The following is a 15,648-nucleotide window of genomic DNA, read 5'->3' as shown; positions in this document are numbered from 1 at the left end:
TTTAGCTGAACGGCCCGGATTTCTCACGGGCCGGCGGCGTAACAGAATGTTAATTGATATCGACTTGCTCGATTTTACTTTGTCGCTGCATGGTCAGCGTGGCGCCCATTGAGGCGATAATGATCGCGCCCAGCGCCAGAGTCTGGGAGAGCTTCAACGTTTCGCCGAGGAAGACCATACCGGAAAGGGCGGCTAACGCCGGTTCGAGGCTCATCAGTGTGCCGAAGGTGCGCGTCGGCAGGCGCGTCAAGGCCATCATTTCAAGGGAGTAGGGCAGTGCGGTTGAGAGAATAGCAATCCCCAGCCCCATCGGCAGCAGCGACCACTGCCACAGCGTATCCGTGGCCTGCGCTATGCCTAACGGAACAAACACCAACGAGGCGATGAGCGACCCCATCGCCACCGTGGCCGGACCGTGTTCCTCACCGGCACGTTGCCCGGTCAGAATATAGACTGCCCAGCAGGCTCCCGCGCCCAGGGCAAACAGCGCGCCGGTTAAATCGACCTGCGCCACGTTCTGCCCCAGCGGCAGGAGATACCACAGCCCGAGGATCGCCAGCGCCACCCAGACGAAATCCAGCGGTCGGCGCGAACCAAACAGCGCCACCGCCAGCGGGCCGGTAAACTCCAGGGCCACCGCCACGCCGAGCGGAATGCGCTGCAGGGATAAGTAAAAGAGATAGTTCATCGCGCCGAGCGCCAGGCCGTACAGTAGCAGCGGCACACGCTGTGCCGGGGAGAAACGTAACCGCCATGGCTTGAACACGACCACCAGAATCAGCGTCCCGAGCGCCAGACGCAGGGCGGTGACGCCCGGGGCGCCGACCAAGGGGAACAGCGATTTGGCGAGCGAGGCGCCGCTCTGAATCGATGTCATGGCGACTAAAATCACCAGAATTGGCAACCATGCCGCCGCTTTTCGGGATGGACCGGGCATCCTTTCTCCTGTCAGGTTTTGTCAAAAGTCGTAAAAGTGCCAGTGTACTGGAATAACCTGCTGACGGTTGAGCTAATGTTGAAAAAAACAGGGGCAAAAACAGTAGAATGGCGCACGTTGCTGAGAAATTCGCCAGGTGATTAGGATTAATCTGGATGCTTGCGAATTTCTTAATGAGCGTTAAGATGTACGTTAACGCCAAAAATTGTTGTTTTCCATATTGTTATAGAAGTATGGAAACTTTTAGTTACATGAAAAAGTATGTTAGACAATGTAAACTCCAAAGAGTTTCCCAAAAGTTTTTGATATATTTAAGGCTTAGGACTTATTAGAAACACATTTGAGGTGGTTATGAATAAAATTGCACGTCTTTCAGCACTGGCCGTTGTTCTGGCTGCATCCGTAGGTACCACTGCATTTGCTGCAACTTCTACCGTAACCGGCGGTTACGCGCAGAGCGACATGCAGGGTAAAGCGAACAAAGCTGGCGGTTTCAACCTGAAATACCGTTACGAGCAAGATAACAACCCGCTGGGCGTTATCGGTTCCTTCACCTACACCGAAAAGGATAACACCAGCAACGGTACTTACAACAAAGGTCAGTACTACGGCATCACCGCAGGTCCGGCTTACCGTCTGAACGACTGGGCAAGCATCTACGGCGTAGTGGGTGTTGGTTACGGTAAATTCCAGAACAACAACTTCCCGAACCAGAAATCCGATATGAGCGACTACGGTTTCTCCTACGGTGCTGGTCTGCAGTTCAACCCGATCGAAAACGTTGCTCTGGACTTCTCCTACGAGCAGTCTCGTATTCGTAACGTTGACGTCGGTACCTGGATTGCTGGCGTGGGTTACCGCTTCTAATCACTCCGGTGATATAAAAAATCCGCCTTTCGGGGCGGATTTTTTTTGCCTGTTGCCGGCCAGCCTGAGCGACTGGCCGGGCCTGCACGATTAATTGACGGTGAACTCATCGGTACCGAGGTGAGCGTAGTCCACCTTCTGCAGCTGGAAGTTGGTGATGTACACCGGACCGGCCTTTTGCTCAGAGATAAAACGATAGCGCGGGACGATTTCCGCCGCCTTGATCCCGGTCCACTGGGAGAAGAAACTGAGGAAATCATTCGCAGAGCGCTGCGCTTTAATCACTTTATGCGCGTTGTCATCGCTGGACAGCACCATAAACGGCACCTGGAAGTTCTGCTGGAACTTATCGTCATGCGCCAGATACTGCACCTCTTTTCCCCGCTCCTTGAACGCCAGACCATGATCGGAAAAGTAGGTCAGTGAAAAGGTATCGCCGGAGTTTTGCAACTGACTGTATAGCTTAGCCAGCAGCGAATCGGTCTGCGTCATGCTGTAGAGATAACAGGAGGTCTCTTTCGACTGGACGAAAACCGTGTACTTGCCTTTGGTCCGATCGCAGGCCTGCGGGTGAGAGCCCATCAGATGCAGGACAATCAGCTGCGGCTGGGTGCGCTGCGTAGAGAGTACCTGCTCGGTCAGCTTTAATAACTGCTCGTCCTGAGTATTTTTATTGGCCTCGAAATCGCCGTTTTTCAGGAACTGGACTTCATCCGCACGTTTGGCGATGCTGGCGATAGCGGTGTCGTACTCGCCAATCTGCCCCTGGTTGGAGAACCACCAGGTCTGGAAACCCGCGCGGTTGGCGAGGGTGACAAAGTTATCCTGAAACTGCGGTTTGCCGTCGACCACCCGGTTAAGCGTCAGGCCGAGCGATTTCTGCGTCGAGCCGCTGGCGGCGACATAGTTGTTAAACAGATAACCGTTTACCGAGCTGGCAAACGGCGTGTTGTCCCAGTGGCCACCGAAGGCGCCGAGGGCGTCGCGGCGGGCGCTTTCGCCAATCACCACCACATAGAGATGGTACTTTGGCTTCACCGCCAGCACGTGCCAGCTGTCCTTCATGCCGGCCAGCTGGGCCATTCGCGCCTGCTCGTCCAGCACCTCGTTATTATTCACCACCACGTCTTTCACAAAACGAAAGGCCGGATAACCGGTGTCAATCACCTTGAATACGCCGCCCCAGGCGAGATTCTGCATCGGCTGCAGAAAGAAAATCCCGATGCTGAACAGCAGGCCCAGGGTCTCCATTTTTCCCCAGCGGGATGGCTCAACGATCCTGCGGCGGACCGCAATGATCCCCAGCGCGAAAATGAAGACCGCCAGCAGATAGTTGTACCATGGGAAGATGGTCAGAATTTCCGTGGATTCTTCCACGTTGGTGGCGTGAAGCGCCAGCAACGTATTGAAGTTGGGGGCGCCGTAGGCCTGGCCAAAGGGGTAGTAGAGCGCCGCCAGCAGCGAATAGGCGCCGACCACCCCTTTCTGGACGCGTGGAAAGGCACGCCACAAAAGATGTAACACGCAGGTAAATGCCACGGTATAGAGCAGGCTAAATTCATAGCCCAGCGCCAGGTTAATTAATAGCGACTGTAAAAAGTAGAATCCTGTCCATGGGTTCAGTGCCAGTCGGCGGGCGACCAGCGTATTTTTCAGGGTGGTGACATTCATAGTAAACAATCAAAAAGAGGCCATGCGCATCCCCTGGCATCAAGGGGGAAAACCTGCTGGACAGTGCGCGAAGAGGGTCTCTGCGAGCCGCGAATGTGGCAGGGCTGTGCAAAGATAGGGCTTGTAAATGGTAAGGTCAACCAGACATAACAGATTGTTTTGCGAGGGCGCTTACAAAACTTGAAAAAAGGTCAGGGAAACGGGGGGGTACCGGCCATTTTAGCGGCAGAAGATGACAGAAAAATGAAGCGGCGTACCGCGACGCCGCCTTAGGAATTAGGTTTGTCCTGCTGCGGTTTACCGTTAATCATCTCGCACAGCATACCGATCAGCATTAATCGTACTTTAAAGGGTGAATGGCTAAACACGTTTAAGCACCTCTTGAATTCATTCATCTGCTCTCCTCCTGCCTGTTCACGCCGTCAATCCTTGATGGCTGTTTGCATTACATACAGATATAGCACAGGCTATATTTTATAGCTATGGCTAAAACGTTAATTTTTTGTGCTCTTGGCGCAATCCATTACAATGTGGATCTTTTTATATGATGCTTGACGCGTCACACGAATGAGGAAGCACAATGAACCGTCGCGCAGGTAAGCCAATAACAAAAAAAGTGACGCAGTTAGTAAATGTTGAAGAGCACGTTGAGGGGTTCCGTCAGGTGCGGGAAGCGCATCGCCGCGAGCTGATCGATGACTATGTGGAGCTGATCTCCGATCTGATCAACGAAGTGGGGGAGGCGCGCCAGGTGGATATGGCGGCGCGTCTTGGCGTTTCGCAGCCTACGGTCGCCAAAATGCTTAAACGCCTGGCCAGCGTGGGTCTGATCGAACAGATCCCCTGGCGCGGGATCTTCTTAACCCCGGAAGGGGAAAAGCTGGCCCAGGAAAGTCGCGAGCGCCACCAGATTGTGGAAAACTTTCTGCTGGCGATTGGCGTCAGTCCGGAGATTGCCCGCCGCGATGCGGAGGGAATGGAGCATCACGTGAGTGAAGAGACGCTGGCGATGTTCCTGAAATTTACCCAGAAACAGGGATCCCAGGAAGCATGACTCTTCCCTTCGTTCAGTCGCTGCTGCGCGACCGTTTTTTACACCTGCTGCTGATTATCGCCTGTGTGCTCAGCGCCATCGTGCCGTTTGTCCCGGCAAGCTGGCCGGCGGCCATTGACTGGCATACCATCATCACGCTCAGCGGCCTGATGCTGTTGACCAAGGGCATTGAACTGAGCGGCTACTTTGACGTGCTGGGGCGGAAAATGGCCCGCCGCTTCGTGACTGAGCGCCAGCTGGCCATCTTTATGGTGCTGGCGGCAGCGCTCCTGTCCACCTTCCTGACCAACGATGTGGCCCTGTTTATTGTGGTGCCGCTGACGCTGACGCTGAAAAAGTGGTGCGCGATCCCGGTTAACCGTCTGATTATCTTTGAAGCGCTGGCGGTCAACGCCGGGTCGCTGCTGACGCCGATCGGCAACCCGCAGAACATTTTGCTGTGGGGACGCTCCGGCCTCTCTTTCGTCGGGTTTATCGGCGAGATGTTACCCCTGGCGGCGGCAATGATGTTGACCCTGCTGATGCTGTGCTGGTTCTGTTTCCCGGCAAACCGGCTCAGCTACCAGAGTAGCGATAAGGCGCCATCGTGGCAGCCTAAGCTGGTCTGGAGCTGTCTGGGATTGTATCTGGTGTTCCTGACCGCGCTGGAGATGAATCAGGCGCTGTGGGGGCTGGCGCTGGTGCTGCTGGGCTTCCTGATACTGGCCCGGGCGGTGATCGTCCATGTGGACTGGTCGCTGCTGTTGGTGTTTATGGTGATGTTTATCGATGTCCACCTGCTGACCCAGCTTCCGGCGCTGCATCATGTGCTGAGCGGCGTCGGGACGCTTTCCGGCGGCGGACTGTGGCTGACCGCCATCGGCCTGTCGCAGGTGATCAGTAATGTGCCCTCGACCATTCTGCTGCTCAACTATGTCCCGCCGTCGATACTGCTCGCCTGGGCGGTTAACGTCGGCGGCTTTGGTCTGCTGCCAGGATCGCTGGCCAATATCATCGCCCTGCGCATGGCCAGCGATCGGCGGATCTGGTGGCGCTTCCATCTTTACTCCATTCCTATGCTGCTGTGGGCGGCCATCAGCGGCTATTGGCTCTTTAAACTCTGCGCCTGATTTCTGCAGAATTGGGCAAGAAACTGACAGAAACACCCCATTCGCACGCCTCGACTCAGCGGTATAACTATACCGCTGACGTTAATCATCCTGTTGAGGAGAGTGCTATGCGATATCAAAAACTGGGCAATACCGGTCTGTTTGTCTCTGAGCTGTGCCTGGGCACCATGACCTTCGGCGGCGAAGAAGGGATGTGGGGCAAAATCGGCCAGCTGCGCCAGGCCGAAGCCGAGCAACTGGTCGGCAGCGCGCTGGACGCCGGGATCAACTTTATCGATACCGCCAACGTCTACTCGGAAGGGCGCTCTGAAGAGATTACCGGTCAGGCGCTGAAAAACCTGAAAATCCCGCGTGAAAACGTGGTGGTGGCGACCAAAGTGTTTGGCGAAACCGGCACCGCTGGCGTGAACTCGCGCGGCAGCTCACGGTACCACATCATGGGCAGTGTGAAAGAGAGCCTGCGCCGCCTGCAGCTCGATCATATCGATCTCTATCAATTGCACGGCTTCGATCCGGCGACGCCGATCGAAGAGACGCTGTCGGCCCTGGATACCCTGGTACAGCAGGGCCACGTGCGCTACATCGGTGTTTCTAACTGGGCGGCCTGGCAAATCGCCAAAGCGCTGGGCATAGCGGAACGCCTTGGACTCTCCCGGTTTGCTTCTCTGCAGGCCTACTACACTATCGCCGGGCGTGACCTGGAACGTGAGCTGGTGCCGATGCTGCAAAGCGAAGGCCTCGGCTTGATGGTCTGGAGCCCGCTGGCGGGCGGCCTGTTGAGCGGGAAATACCGCCGCGACGGCGAGGCGGAAGCGGGGGGGCGTCGCCTGGCGTTTGACTTTCCGCCGGTGGATAAAGCGCGCGCATTTGACTGTATCGACGTCATGCGGGTGATAGCCGAAGCAAAAGGGGTCTCGGTGGCGCAGATTGCCCTGGCGTGGCTGCTGCATCAGCCGGTGGTGACCAGCGTGATTATCGGCGCTAAACGGGCCGAGCAGTTGCAGGATAACATCGCTGCCACCGCTATTCGCCTGAGCGAAGATGAGTTGCGCCAGCTTGATGCGGTCAGCGCCCTGCCGCGCGAATATCCGGGCTGGATGCTGGAGCGCCAGGGGGAATATCGTCGTCATCAGCTTGACGCGCAGTAACGCCGTTTCCACTTACCTCTAAAGATCGCCGCTTGCGGCGATCTTTTTTGTTTGTCTGGCTCACAGAAAACGATCCGTCTTTTGCTTCCGCGGTGGTTTTTTTGTATATGACTAGTCATGAATTTAAAATGACTAGTCATATACAGAGGCGAACCATGAAAGACACATTACCGGCCGATTTTTTATGGGGCAATTCGGTCTCCAGCATGCAGACCGAAGGGGCGTGGAATGAGGGAGGAAAGGGGATGTCGGTTTACGATATTCGTCAACCGTCGGAGTTCGCCTCGGACTGGAAGGTGGCGACTGACTCCTATCATCGCTTCCGCGAAGATTTCGATCTGATGCAGGATCTGGGCATGAACTGCTATCGCTTTCAGATCGCCTGGAGCCGGGTGTGTCCGGAGGGGGACGGCGAATTCAATGAAGAGGGGATCGCGTTCTACCATCAGTTTATCGATGAGCTTATTGCCCGCGGCATAGAGCCGATGATCTGCCTGTATCACTTTGATATGCCGCTGTCGCTGGCGGAGCGCTACAACGGTTTTACCGACCGCCGGGTCATGGACGCCTTTATCCGCTATGGCCAGAAGATGATCGACTGCTACGGCGATAAGGTGAAGTACTGGCTGACCTTTAATGAACAGAACCTCTACCATTCGCCGGAAGCCTTCCTGATCACCGGCTATTTGCGTGGCGATAAAACGCTGCGCGAACTCTACCAGATCCAGCACCACGTGATGATGGCGCATGTCCATCTGACCCACTATCTGCATCAGACGAAGCCGCAGTGCCTGATGGGCGGAATGCTGGCTCACGCGCTGGTCTATCCGGCTACCTGCAAACCACGCGATATTCTCTGCGCTCAGCAACTGGACGAGTTTTTAAACCAGAACCTGCTGCGCGCCTACGCGGGCGAGGGCTATAGCCCGGAGGTGATGCACTTTGTCGCTCGCCAAGGCTTTGACGATATTTATCGCGCCGAAGATATGGCGCTGATGGCAATGGTGAAGGTGGATTATCTGGCGTTCAGCTATTACGCGAGCCGCTCGCTCAATAGCGACGCGATCCCGCCGGGAACGGCGGTCAACAATTACATGCTATTCGGTAATCAGGATAACCCGTACCTGAAAGCGACGGAATGGAACTGGCAGATCGATCCGCTGGGATTTCGCATGATCATCACCCGTTATTACAATGACTGGCGGCTACCGGTGTTCCCGATTGAAAACGGCATCGGGGTGATCGAATCCTGGGACGGTGAACATCCGGTTGCCGATGATTACCGCATCGCCTACCATCGCGACCATATTAACGCCATGAAAGCGGCGATGTTTGAGGACGGCGCGCAGGTGATCGGCTATCTCGGCTGGGGATTAATCGATATTCTTAGCTCACAGGGCGATATGCGTAAGCGCTACGGCGTGGTGTACGTCAATCGTGAGAACCATGACCTCAAGGATCTACGGCGGGTGCCGAAGAAGAGCTATGCGTGGCTGAAGCAGGTGATCCACAGCAACGGCGAAGCGATGTAACGGTGTCCTGGCGGTCAGGTCAAGTATGCTGCCCGCCAGTCACGCACAGAATGTAAAAGGACCGGGAATGACGGCGAAGTATCTGCAAATTGCGCGGGAAATAAAAAAACGCATCATCAGCCAGCAGTATCCTGCCAGCGCGCCGCTACCCGACCAGTTTGCGCTGGCGGCGGAGTTCAACACCAGCCGGATGACGATTCAACAGGCGATGCGTCAGTTAATCGTCGAAGGGCTTATCTATACTCGCAAAGGGCAGGGCACCTTTGTGCGGAAAAATTTTCTCCAGCTGTCGCAGTGGGAACTGCCCGGCAGCGACTATTTTGGCGCCACCAAAACCTGGGAGCATCTTGGCGAGGTACAAAGCGAAGTGGTGCGCTTTGAGGTGCGTTTTCCCAGCGACAAAGAGCAGACTTCGCTGCTGATTGACGCCGATGCCCCGGTGTATGACTTTGTCCGTCTGCGGCTGCTCAACGGTGAGCCGGTGTCGCTGGATCTGACAGTTATGCCGGTGGGACTGGTGCCAGGGCTCAATAAAAGCCATCTGGAAAGCTCGGTGTTTCGCTATGTGCAGGAGACGCTGGGGCTGAAGCTGATGGGATCTTACCGCGTAGTGCGGGCGATGAAGCCCGATGAACTGGATAAATTACATCTTCACTGCGACGCCACCGACCCGGTGCTGGAGGTTGAGCAGGTTATCTACCTCGAAGACGGTACGCCGCTGGAGTATGCCCACTGCCACTATCGCTACGATCACGGCGGGATTATTCTGGTGAATAACGGCTAGACCGGGGGGCCTGTTTGCGCAGCGCTAAGCAGGGCCAGGGTGTTGTCAGGTCTGGTAGCCCGGGAAAATACAGATAAAAAAACGGCGGGCATCAGGCCCGCCGTTTTTCTTGCCATACAGAACTTAGTTCAGACGCACCGGCATACCGGAGCGGTTCTGGATAGCCTGCTCAACCACGTTCTGATCGACATCAGACTGGCCGGTGATCGCCTGTACCGGCTGAGTCAGGGTGATTGGCACGATTTCGCCGCCCTGGAACTGCGCTTCGGTGGTCGACAGCGGGTTGTGAACCTCAATGTAACGGCTGCCGTCCGGCTCGGTGGTCGCTTTTACCGGCTCATCGATAAATTGTACGCGGGTGCCGACCGGCACGTTATCAAACAGGAACTTGATGTCATCGTTGCGCAGACGCACGCAGCCGTGGCTCACGCGCAGGCCAATACCAAAGTTCGCGTTGGTGCCGTGGATGGCGTACAGACGGCCGATATACAACGCGTACAGGCCCATCGGGTTATCCGGACCGGCCGGTACGACGGCTGGCAGCGGGTTGCCGGCAGCGATGTATTCGGCATGCATCTTGGCGGTCGGCGTCCATGTCGGGCCGGCTTTCTTGCGTTCGACTTTGGTGGTCCAGTTAATCGGCGTATCTTTACCTAACTGGCCGATACCGATCGGCAGGACGATCACGGTATTGGTGCCTTTCGGATAGTAGTACAGACGCATCTCGGCGCTGTTAATCACGATGCCTTCGTGGACGGTGTCCGGCAGAATCAACTGCTGCGGGATGTTCAGGACGCTACCGCCTTTTGGCAGATAGGTGTCCACCCCCGGGTTGGCTTCCAGCATGTTGGACAGCCCCATCTGATATTTCGCCGCAAAGTATTCCAGCGGCTGCTTGTTATCATCAGGAATGGTGATGACCTGATTCTGACCAACCAAACGGCTGCCGTCGGTCGGCAAAGGATAGGTGACAGCAGACGCTGTATTGCAAAAGCCTACGAGGGCGAAGGCTGCCGCTAAGAGTGTAGATAATTTCATAGTCTTTAATGTCGTGTGCGAAATCAACGCCACACAGGCCTTTGTTAATGATTGAGACAGTAGATGGGAGCGCATTATATGTGCATTCCGCTGAACAGGTAAATCAGATGTGTACGAAATCACATTTTTTTCCCTGTCGCCTCGACTGTCGGGGCCTGGCGGACAATGCGACCGCCGCCTCCCACGCGGGTGACAGGGAGGTTATCCTTCCAGTAACCGGTCCTGTAGCGAAGCGCGGGCCGGGGCGGTGAGCTGGTACTCTTCTGCCAGCCAGGCGTCGACGCTACCATAGCGCTGGTGGATGGCCGACAGCGCGGCGGCGAGATAGGACTCTTTCACCGTCAGAATATCCGCCAGACTCTGGCGTCCCTGGGGCGTCAGGTCGTTGCCGAGCATCTCCAGCATCCAGGCTTCCACCTGCGTCAGCATACCGTGGGTAAGCAGATACTCCTCCATGACCGTCTCGCTGTCGCATCCGACGGCAAACAGCGTCAGCGCGCAGCCGACGCCGGTGCGATCTTTGCCGACGGCGCAGTGTTGGAGTAACGCCCCTTCAAAAGGGGCCGTCAGCCAGGCAGTGAGCTGGCGATAGGCCGGATTGTTAAACGGCAGCTGGCGATAGAGTTGCAGCATAAACTGTTCACCGTTCAGCGCGTTAAGGGTGGCAGCATTCAGCTCGGTGACCTTCGCATTCACATCGCTGATCGGCGGATTGGCTGGCGCGTTCAAATAATGAGTGAGCGGGCTAAGCTTGTCAGGCGTGCGCTGCACCTCACCGGGGTCGCGATAGTCGAGCACCCGACTGAGCGGCAGCGTCGCCAGGTGGTTGAGATCGTCCGCCGTCAACTGGTTTAGCGCGCCGGAGCGTAGCAGCTTGCCGCTGCGTACCGTGCGTCCGTCGGCGGCACGCTGGCCGCCCAGATCGCGAAAATTGATACCGCCCTGCAGGGATAAAAAGGCCGGGTGTCGCGGTAGGCTGGTGGTCATGGGGTTCCTCATAATGACGTACAGAATAACCGTTTGAGCCCTGGTCTGTGGCTCATCTGACAAAGACCTTAGCACAAGCGCCGCGGTGGAATTTACCGCAGGCCGTGAAAAGTGTGTCATTTGCTGGCATAATGTCTGTTGTGTCACACCCCTCATTCTCTTTTTTCAGGATATCCCCGTGCTAGTATCCAGCAACGTTACCATGCAGTTTGGCAGTAAGCCGCTGTTCGAAAATATCTCCGTTAAATTTGGCGGCGGCAACCGTTATGGTCTGATCGGCGCCAACGGCAGCGGTAAATCGACCTTTATGAAGATCCTCGGCGGCGATCTCGAGCCGACGCTGGGCAACGTTTCTCTCGACCCGAACGAGCGTATCGGTAAGCTGCGCCAGGATCAGTTCGCCTTCGAAGCATTCACCGTGCTGGATACGGTTATCATGGGCCACGGCGAGCTGTGGGAAGTGAAGCAAGAGCGCGATCGCATCTACGCGCTGCCCGAAATGAGCGAGGAAGACGGCTATAAAGTGGCCGATCTGGAAGTCAAATACGGCGAGATGGACGGCTACTCCGCCGAAGCGCGCGCCGGCGAACTGCTTCTCGGCGTCGGCATTCCGGTTGAACAGCATTACGGCCCGATGAGCGAAGTCGCGCCGGGCTGGAAGCTGCGTGTCCTGCTGGCGCAGGCGCTGTTTTCCAATCCGGATATCCTGCTGCTCGACGAACCGACGAACAACCTCGACATCGACACCATTCGCTGGCTGGAGCAGGTGCTGAACGAACGTGACAGCACCATGATCATCATTTCGCACGACCGTCACTTCCTGAACATGGTCTGCACCCACATGGCGGATCTCGATTACGGTGAGCTGCGCGTCTATCCGGGCAACTATGACGAGTATATGACCGCGGCGACCCAGGCACGCGAACGTCTGCTGGCGGATAACGCCAAGAAGAAAGCGCAGATCGCTGACCTGCAGTCCTTCGTTAGCCGCTTTAGCGCCAACGCCTCTAAATCGCGTCAGGCGACCTCTCGCGCCCGTCAGATTGATAAAATTAAGCTGGATGAAGTGAAAGCGTCCAGCCGTCAGAACCCGTTTATTCGCTTCGAGCAGGATAAGAAACTGTTCCGTAATGCGCTGGAAGTGGAAGCGCTGGCGAAAGGTTTTGATAACGGCCCACTGTTCAAAGGGGTGAATCTGCTGCTGGAGGTTGGCGAGAAGCTGGCGGTGCTGGGGACCAACGGCGTCGGTAAATCAACGATGCTGAAAACCCTGGTGGGCGAGCTGGAAGCAGATAACGGTACCGTTAAGTGGTCCGAAAACGCCCGTATCGGCTATTACGCGCAGGATCATGCCGAAGATTTCGAGAACGATCTGACGGTCTTTGACTGGATGAGCCAGTGGAAACAGGAAGGCGATGACGAGCAGGCAGTACGCAGCATCCTCGGTCGTCTGTTGTTTAGCCAGGACGATATCAAAAAGCCGGCGAAAGTCCTTTCTGGTGGTGAAAAAGGGCGCATGCTGTTCGGTAAGCTGATGATGCAGAAGCCAAACATCCTGGTAATGGACGAACCGACCAACCACCTGGATATGGAATCGATTGAATCGCTGAACATGGCGCTGGAGATGTATCAGGGCACCCTGATCTTCGTCTCTCACGACCGCGAGTTCGTGAGCTCGCTGGCGACCCGCGTCCTGGAGATCACCCCAGAACGCGTGATCGATTTCAGCGGCAACTACGAAGACTACCTGCGCAGCAAAGGTATCGAGTAATCCCTGCCCGTTACCCGGGTTGCGGCTTACGCCTTACCCGGGCTACGCCTGGCATGTGATCTGTAGGCCCGCGCAAGCGTAGCGCCGCCGGGCAATAAGCGCGGGTAAAGAGCCACTTTCGCGCCGGATGGCGGCTGCGCCTTATCCGGCCTACGGTCCGTGCCATTGTGAGCTTAAGAGCTCTATCTTGTACCCATGGTGACTGAAACTGTCTGTTACCCGGGCTACCAAACCGCACAGTGCTGTAGCCCCGGTAAGCGGTAGCGCCACCGGGGATTTTGAGGCCACCCGTTTGTAGCCCGGATTAGCGTAGCGCAATCCGGGAACATCATAAAATCCAGGCCGGGCAAGGCGTAAGCCGCCGCCCGGCATATCGCTTAGCGCCTCCACTCCGTTCCTTCGACGCCATTCACCAGTAGCTTGCGCTTTTCTCCCGCCGGTAATGACAGCTTCAGCGCTTCCCACGCCGGACGGTAGCTGCCGCGAGCGTTGATATTCAGGTTTATGCTGTTGGCGCTGCAGGTCATTTCCCACTCCAGCCATAGCGCATCCCCCTCTTTATAGCCCCAGCTTTCGCCGTCGTCTTCAAACAGCAGACCGCGGGTTGAGCCGGTACCTTTCAGCGGGAACAACTGCAGTTCGCGACGATCGTCTTTTTGCGCATTGACATGGCTGATACGTTCACTGAGCGGCAGACCGGCGCCGGCGCGGACCAGCAGCGGCAGTTTTTCCAGCGGCGCGTCCAGCGTCACCCACTGGCCGCCGGCGAACCACTGGTGGCTGTAAAAATCGTACCAGCCGTCCTGATTATCGGGCAGCCACAGCTGGCGTTGACGGGCGCCTGGCTCGACCACGCTGGCCACCAGCAGATCGCGACCCAGCAGGAAGTCATCGCACTCGGCGAAGGTCTGGGTATCGTGCTGGTGATCGAGGAAGGTCGGGCGCAGCATCGGTTCGTCATCGGCATGCGCCTGCCACAGCAGAGTGTACAGATAGGGCAGCAGGCGGTAGCGCAGTTCGATGGCTGAGCGGATCGCCGGGGTGATTTCCGGGTACATCCAGGCTTCATTGACCGTCTGGTCGTCATTCCACGAGTGAATGGTAAAGCGCGGATGCATCACGCCGTTTTGCACCCAGCGCACGAACAGCTCCGGCTCAGGTTTATCGCCGGAGAATCCGCCGACGTCGTGGCCGACGTTAAACAGCCCGGACAGGCTCATGCCTAATCCCATGCGGGTGTTATAGCGTAATGTATCCCAGTTGGTGCGGTTGTCGCCGCTCCAGGTCTGGACGTAGCGCTGCATCCCGGCGCAGCCGGAGCGGGAGATCAGATACGGGCGCTTTTGCGGCGCAAAGCGCTGCTGGGCTTCCATGGAGGCGCGCATCATCAGCAACGGCATCACCGGGCGAATATGTTTAATGGCGATTTCGCGGCCAAAGCCGTAGCAGCGCGCTTCGCCGTCCCACACCTCATACTCGTTATTATCGTTCCAGGTCGAATCGATACCCATCTCCAGTAGCTGGGTGGTCACGCCTTCCTGCCACCAGGCCACGGTGTGCGGGTTGGTGAAGTCGAGATGCGACCCTTCATCGTCCCAGAAGCTGGAGCGCTCCGGCACGTCGGTTTGCGAATCGCGAATAAAAAGACCGCGCTCCGCCACTTCTCCATAGCGCGGATGATCCTGCAGCAGGCAGGGTTTGATATTGGCGGCCAGCTTCAGCCCGGCGTCGTGGAACGACTGGCTCATCACTTTTGGCTGCGGCACTTTGTCGTAGTTCCAGTTAAAGACGTAGCGCTTGCCATTGATCGAGGTATAGCCGGAAGAGAGCTGGAACGAATCGCAGGGGATCGCATGCTGCTCGCACAGGCGGATAAAATTCATCAGCTGATTTTGCGCATCCGGCGCATCGGTATAGTGCATCGTCGAACCGCTGTAGCCGAGGCTCCATTTTGGCCCGAACAGGGTTTTACCGGTCAGGCGGACGAAGGCTTTGGTCACATCCAGCACCTGTTTACCGGTAAACAGGTAATAATCGATATCGCCGGCCTCCGCCTGCCAGCGGCGATAGGCGGTGTGGTAGTTGTCGATTTCATTACCCAGATCCAGCCAGCAGCTGCTCAGGTTGTCGTAGAACAGGCCGTAGCTGATATCGCTGCTCTGCGTGATGGTAAACGGAATATGTTTATACAGCGGGTCGGTGCTGACGGCGTTGTAGCCCATGGCATCGAGGTTACGCATTTCATAGCGCTTACCGTTGCGCTGCAGGTCGCCGGCCTTTTCGCCCAGGCCGTAGAAACGCTCATCTTTACGGCGGCTCAGATAATGGGCGACGCCATCCCCGTGAGCGTTTGCCAGATAGGCGCTGGTGGGACGGTCACTGGCGAGCGTCTGCCACTCACCGGCGTCGTCGCGATAGCTCCACTCCAGCCAAAGCGGCTGGTGGACGGTGACGCGCAGCTGGCGGGTGGCGATGGTCAGCGCGTTATCTTCTTTGGTCATCTGCCAGGCCGGGAGACTAAAACCGCTGAGGTCATCCCGCGCACGGCCTTCCCACGGCACATCCTGCTGCGGGGCGATACTCCAGGTGCGATCCAGCGCCAGCTGGCCCTGGCGCTTCAGCAGGACGCGGAACAAATTCTCTTCCAGCACATACAGGCACAGGGTGTGCTGGCCATCGACGGTCAGTTCAACGTGATGCTCCAGCTGTTGGTGCAAACTCCAGTGTTTCAACGTCTTCATATTTTACAT

12 protein-coding genes and 1 pseudogene are annotated in these 15,648 nt (G+C 56.7%); 7 read left to right on the top strand and 6 right to left on the bottom strand.

What is annotated here, in order from left to right; all coding sequences use genetic code 11:
* Window positions 1-49: 49 nt before the first annotated feature.
* Complete coding sequence (gene rhtA, locus CWM57_RS13310; RefSeq protein WP_061155246.1) at window positions 50-937, bottom strand: threonine/homoserine exporter RhtA; 888 nt, start codon at window positions 935-937, stop codon at window positions 50-52.
* A gap of 351 nt (window positions 938-1,288) precedes the next feature.
* Here rhtA and ompX point away from each other — a divergent pair, with 351 nt between their 5' ends.
* Window positions 1,289-1,804: an outer membrane protein OmpX gene (ompX, locus tag CWM57_RS13305; RefSeq protein ID WP_008805777.1), complete on the top strand. Its 516-nt coding sequence runs from the start codon at window positions 1,289-1,291 to the stop codon at window positions 1,802-1,804.
* A gap of 90 nt (window positions 1,805-1,894) precedes the next feature.
* On the opposite strand, the gene CWM57_RS13300 is transcribed toward ompX, so the two are convergent.
* Together CWM57_RS13300 and mntS are read right to left on the bottom strand one after the other, a co-directional pair.
* Window positions 1,895-3,475, bottom strand: coding sequence for a phosphoethanolamine transferase (locus CWM57_RS13300; RefSeq protein WP_100676023.1), 1,581 nt, complete (start codon window positions 3,473-3,475; stop codon window positions 1,895-1,897).
* 269 nt (window positions 3,476-3,744) lie between these two features.
* Window positions 3,745-3,870 (bottom strand): manganase accumulation protein MntS, encoded by a 126-nt coding sequence (mntS, locus tag CWM57_RS13295; protein WP_074386468.1) that lies wholly within the window; start codon window positions 3,868-3,870, stop codon window positions 3,745-3,747.
* A 185-nt stretch (window positions 3,871-4,055) separates the two neighbouring features.
* Here mntS and mntR point away from each other — a divergent pair, with 185 nt between their 5' ends.
* The 5 genes from mntR to CWM57_RS13270 all read left to right on the top strand — a co-directional run bounded on the left by mntR (window position 4,056) and on the right by CWM57_RS13270 (window position 9,102).
* Complete coding sequence (gene mntR / locus CWM57_RS13290) at window positions 4,056-4,529, top strand: manganese-binding transcriptional regulator MntR (protein ID WP_008805779.1); 474 nt, start codon at window positions 4,056-4,058, stop codon at window positions 4,527-4,529.
* Window positions 4,526-5,638: an anion transporter gene (locus CWM57_RS13285; protein WP_100676022.1), complete on the top strand. Its 1,113-nt coding sequence runs from the start codon at window positions 4,526-4,528 to the stop codon at window positions 5,636-5,638. The genes mntR and CWM57_RS13285 overlap by 4 nt, the downstream gene beginning before the upstream one ends.
* Window positions 5,639-5,745: 107 nt before the next feature.
* The gene (locus CWM57_RS13280) at window positions 5,746-6,786 is read left to right on the top strand and encodes an aldo/keto reductase (protein WP_074386466.1); all 1,041 of its coding nucleotides are present in this window, start codon (window positions 5,746-5,748) and stop codon (window positions 6,784-6,786) included.
* A gap of 155 nt (window positions 6,787-6,941) precedes the next feature.
* Window positions 6,942-8,318 carry a glycoside hydrolase family 1 protein gene (locus CWM57_RS13275; RefSeq protein WP_100676021.1) on the top strand — a complete coding sequence of 459 codons (1,377 nt, stop codon included), beginning with the start codon at window positions 6,942-6,944 and terminating at the stop codon, window positions 8,316-8,318.
* 67 nt (window positions 8,319-8,385) lie between these two features.
* The gene (locus CWM57_RS13270; RefSeq protein WP_100676020.1) at window positions 8,386-9,102 is read left to right on the top strand and encodes a GntR family transcriptional regulator; all 717 of its coding nucleotides are present in this window, start codon (window positions 8,386-8,388) and stop codon (window positions 9,100-9,102) included.
* A gap of 123 nt (window positions 9,103-9,225) precedes the next feature.
* Here CWM57_RS13270 and ldtB read toward each other — a convergent pair whose 3' ends face one another.
* Window positions 9,226-10,140 (bottom strand): L,D-transpeptidase, encoded by a 915-nt coding sequence (gene ldtB / locus CWM57_RS13265; protein WP_061155240.1) that lies wholly within the window; start codon window positions 10,138-10,140, stop codon window positions 9,226-9,228.
* A gap of 201 nt (window positions 10,141-10,341) precedes the next feature.
* A pseudogene (locus CWM57_RS13260) lies at window positions 10,342-11,257 on the bottom strand (tyrosine-protein phosphatase).
* A 48-nt stretch (window positions 11,258-11,305) separates the two neighbouring features.
* Here CWM57_RS13260 and CWM57_RS13255 point away from each other — a divergent pair.
* Entirely contained in the window at window positions 11,306-12,898 is a 1,593-nt protein-coding gene (locus CWM57_RS13255) for an ABC-F family ATPase (RefSeq protein ID WP_061155238.1), read from the top strand.
* Between the two features lie 377 nt (window positions 12,899-13,275).
* On the opposite strand, the gene CWM57_RS13245 is transcribed toward CWM57_RS13255, so the two are convergent.
* On the bottom strand, window positions 13,276-15,639 hold the full coding sequence (locus tag CWM57_RS13245) for a glycoside hydrolase family 31 protein (RefSeq protein ID WP_100676018.1): 2,364 nt from the start codon (window positions 15,637-15,639) through the stop codon (window positions 13,276-13,278).
* Between the last annotated feature and the right edge of the window lie 9 nt (window positions 15,640-15,648).

The sequence above is a fragment of the Klebsiella sp. G-Nf4 genome, from assembly GCF_002810615.1.
Lineage (GTDB): Bacteria > Pseudomonadota > Gammaproteobacteria > Enterobacterales > Enterobacteriaceae > Klebsiella > Klebsiella variicola.
This window is presented reverse-complemented; position numbering and strand designations above follow the sequence as displayed.

Bases quoted from the DNA above. Each gene is read 5' to 3' on its own strand.
- rhtA (WP_061155246.1), bottom strand. From the start codon at position 937: ATGCCCGGTCCATCCCGAAAAGCGGCGGCATGGTTGCCAATTCTGGTG.
- ompX (WP_008805777.1), top strand. From the start codon at position 1,289: ATGAATAAAATTGCACGTCTTTCAGCACTGGCCGTTGTTCTGGCTGCA.
- CWM57_RS13300 (WP_100676023.1), bottom strand. From the start codon at position 3,475: ATGAATGTCACCACCCTGAAAAATACGCTGGTCGCCCGCCGACTGGCA.
- mntS (WP_074386468.1), bottom strand. From the start codon at position 3,870: ATGAATGAATTCAAGAGGTGCTTAAACGTGTTTAGCCATTCACCCTTT.
- mntR (WP_008805779.1), top strand. From the start codon at position 4,056: ATGAACCGTCGCGCAGGTAAGCCAATAACAAAAAAAGTGACGCAGTTA.
- CWM57_RS13285 (WP_100676022.1), top strand. From the start codon at position 4,526: ATGACTCTTCCCTTCGTTCAGTCGCTGCTGCGCGACCGTTTTTTACAC.
- CWM57_RS13280 (WP_074386466.1), top strand. From the start codon at position 5,746: ATGCGATATCAAAAACTGGGCAATACCGGTCTGTTTGTCTCTGAGCTG.
- CWM57_RS13275 (WP_100676021.1), top strand. From the start codon at position 6,942: ATGAAAGACACATTACCGGCCGATTTTTTATGGGGCAATTCGGTCTCC.
- CWM57_RS13270 (WP_100676020.1), top strand. From the start codon at position 8,386: ATGACGGCGAAGTATCTGCAAATTGCGCGGGAAATAAAAAAACGCATC.
- ldtB (WP_061155240.1), bottom strand. From the start codon at position 10,140: ATGAAATTATCTACACTCTTAGCGGCAGCCTTCGCCCTCGTAGGCTTT.
- CWM57_RS13245 (WP_100676018.1), bottom strand. From the start codon at position 15,639: ATGAAGACGTTGAAACACTGGAGTTTGCACCAACAGCTGGAGCATCAC.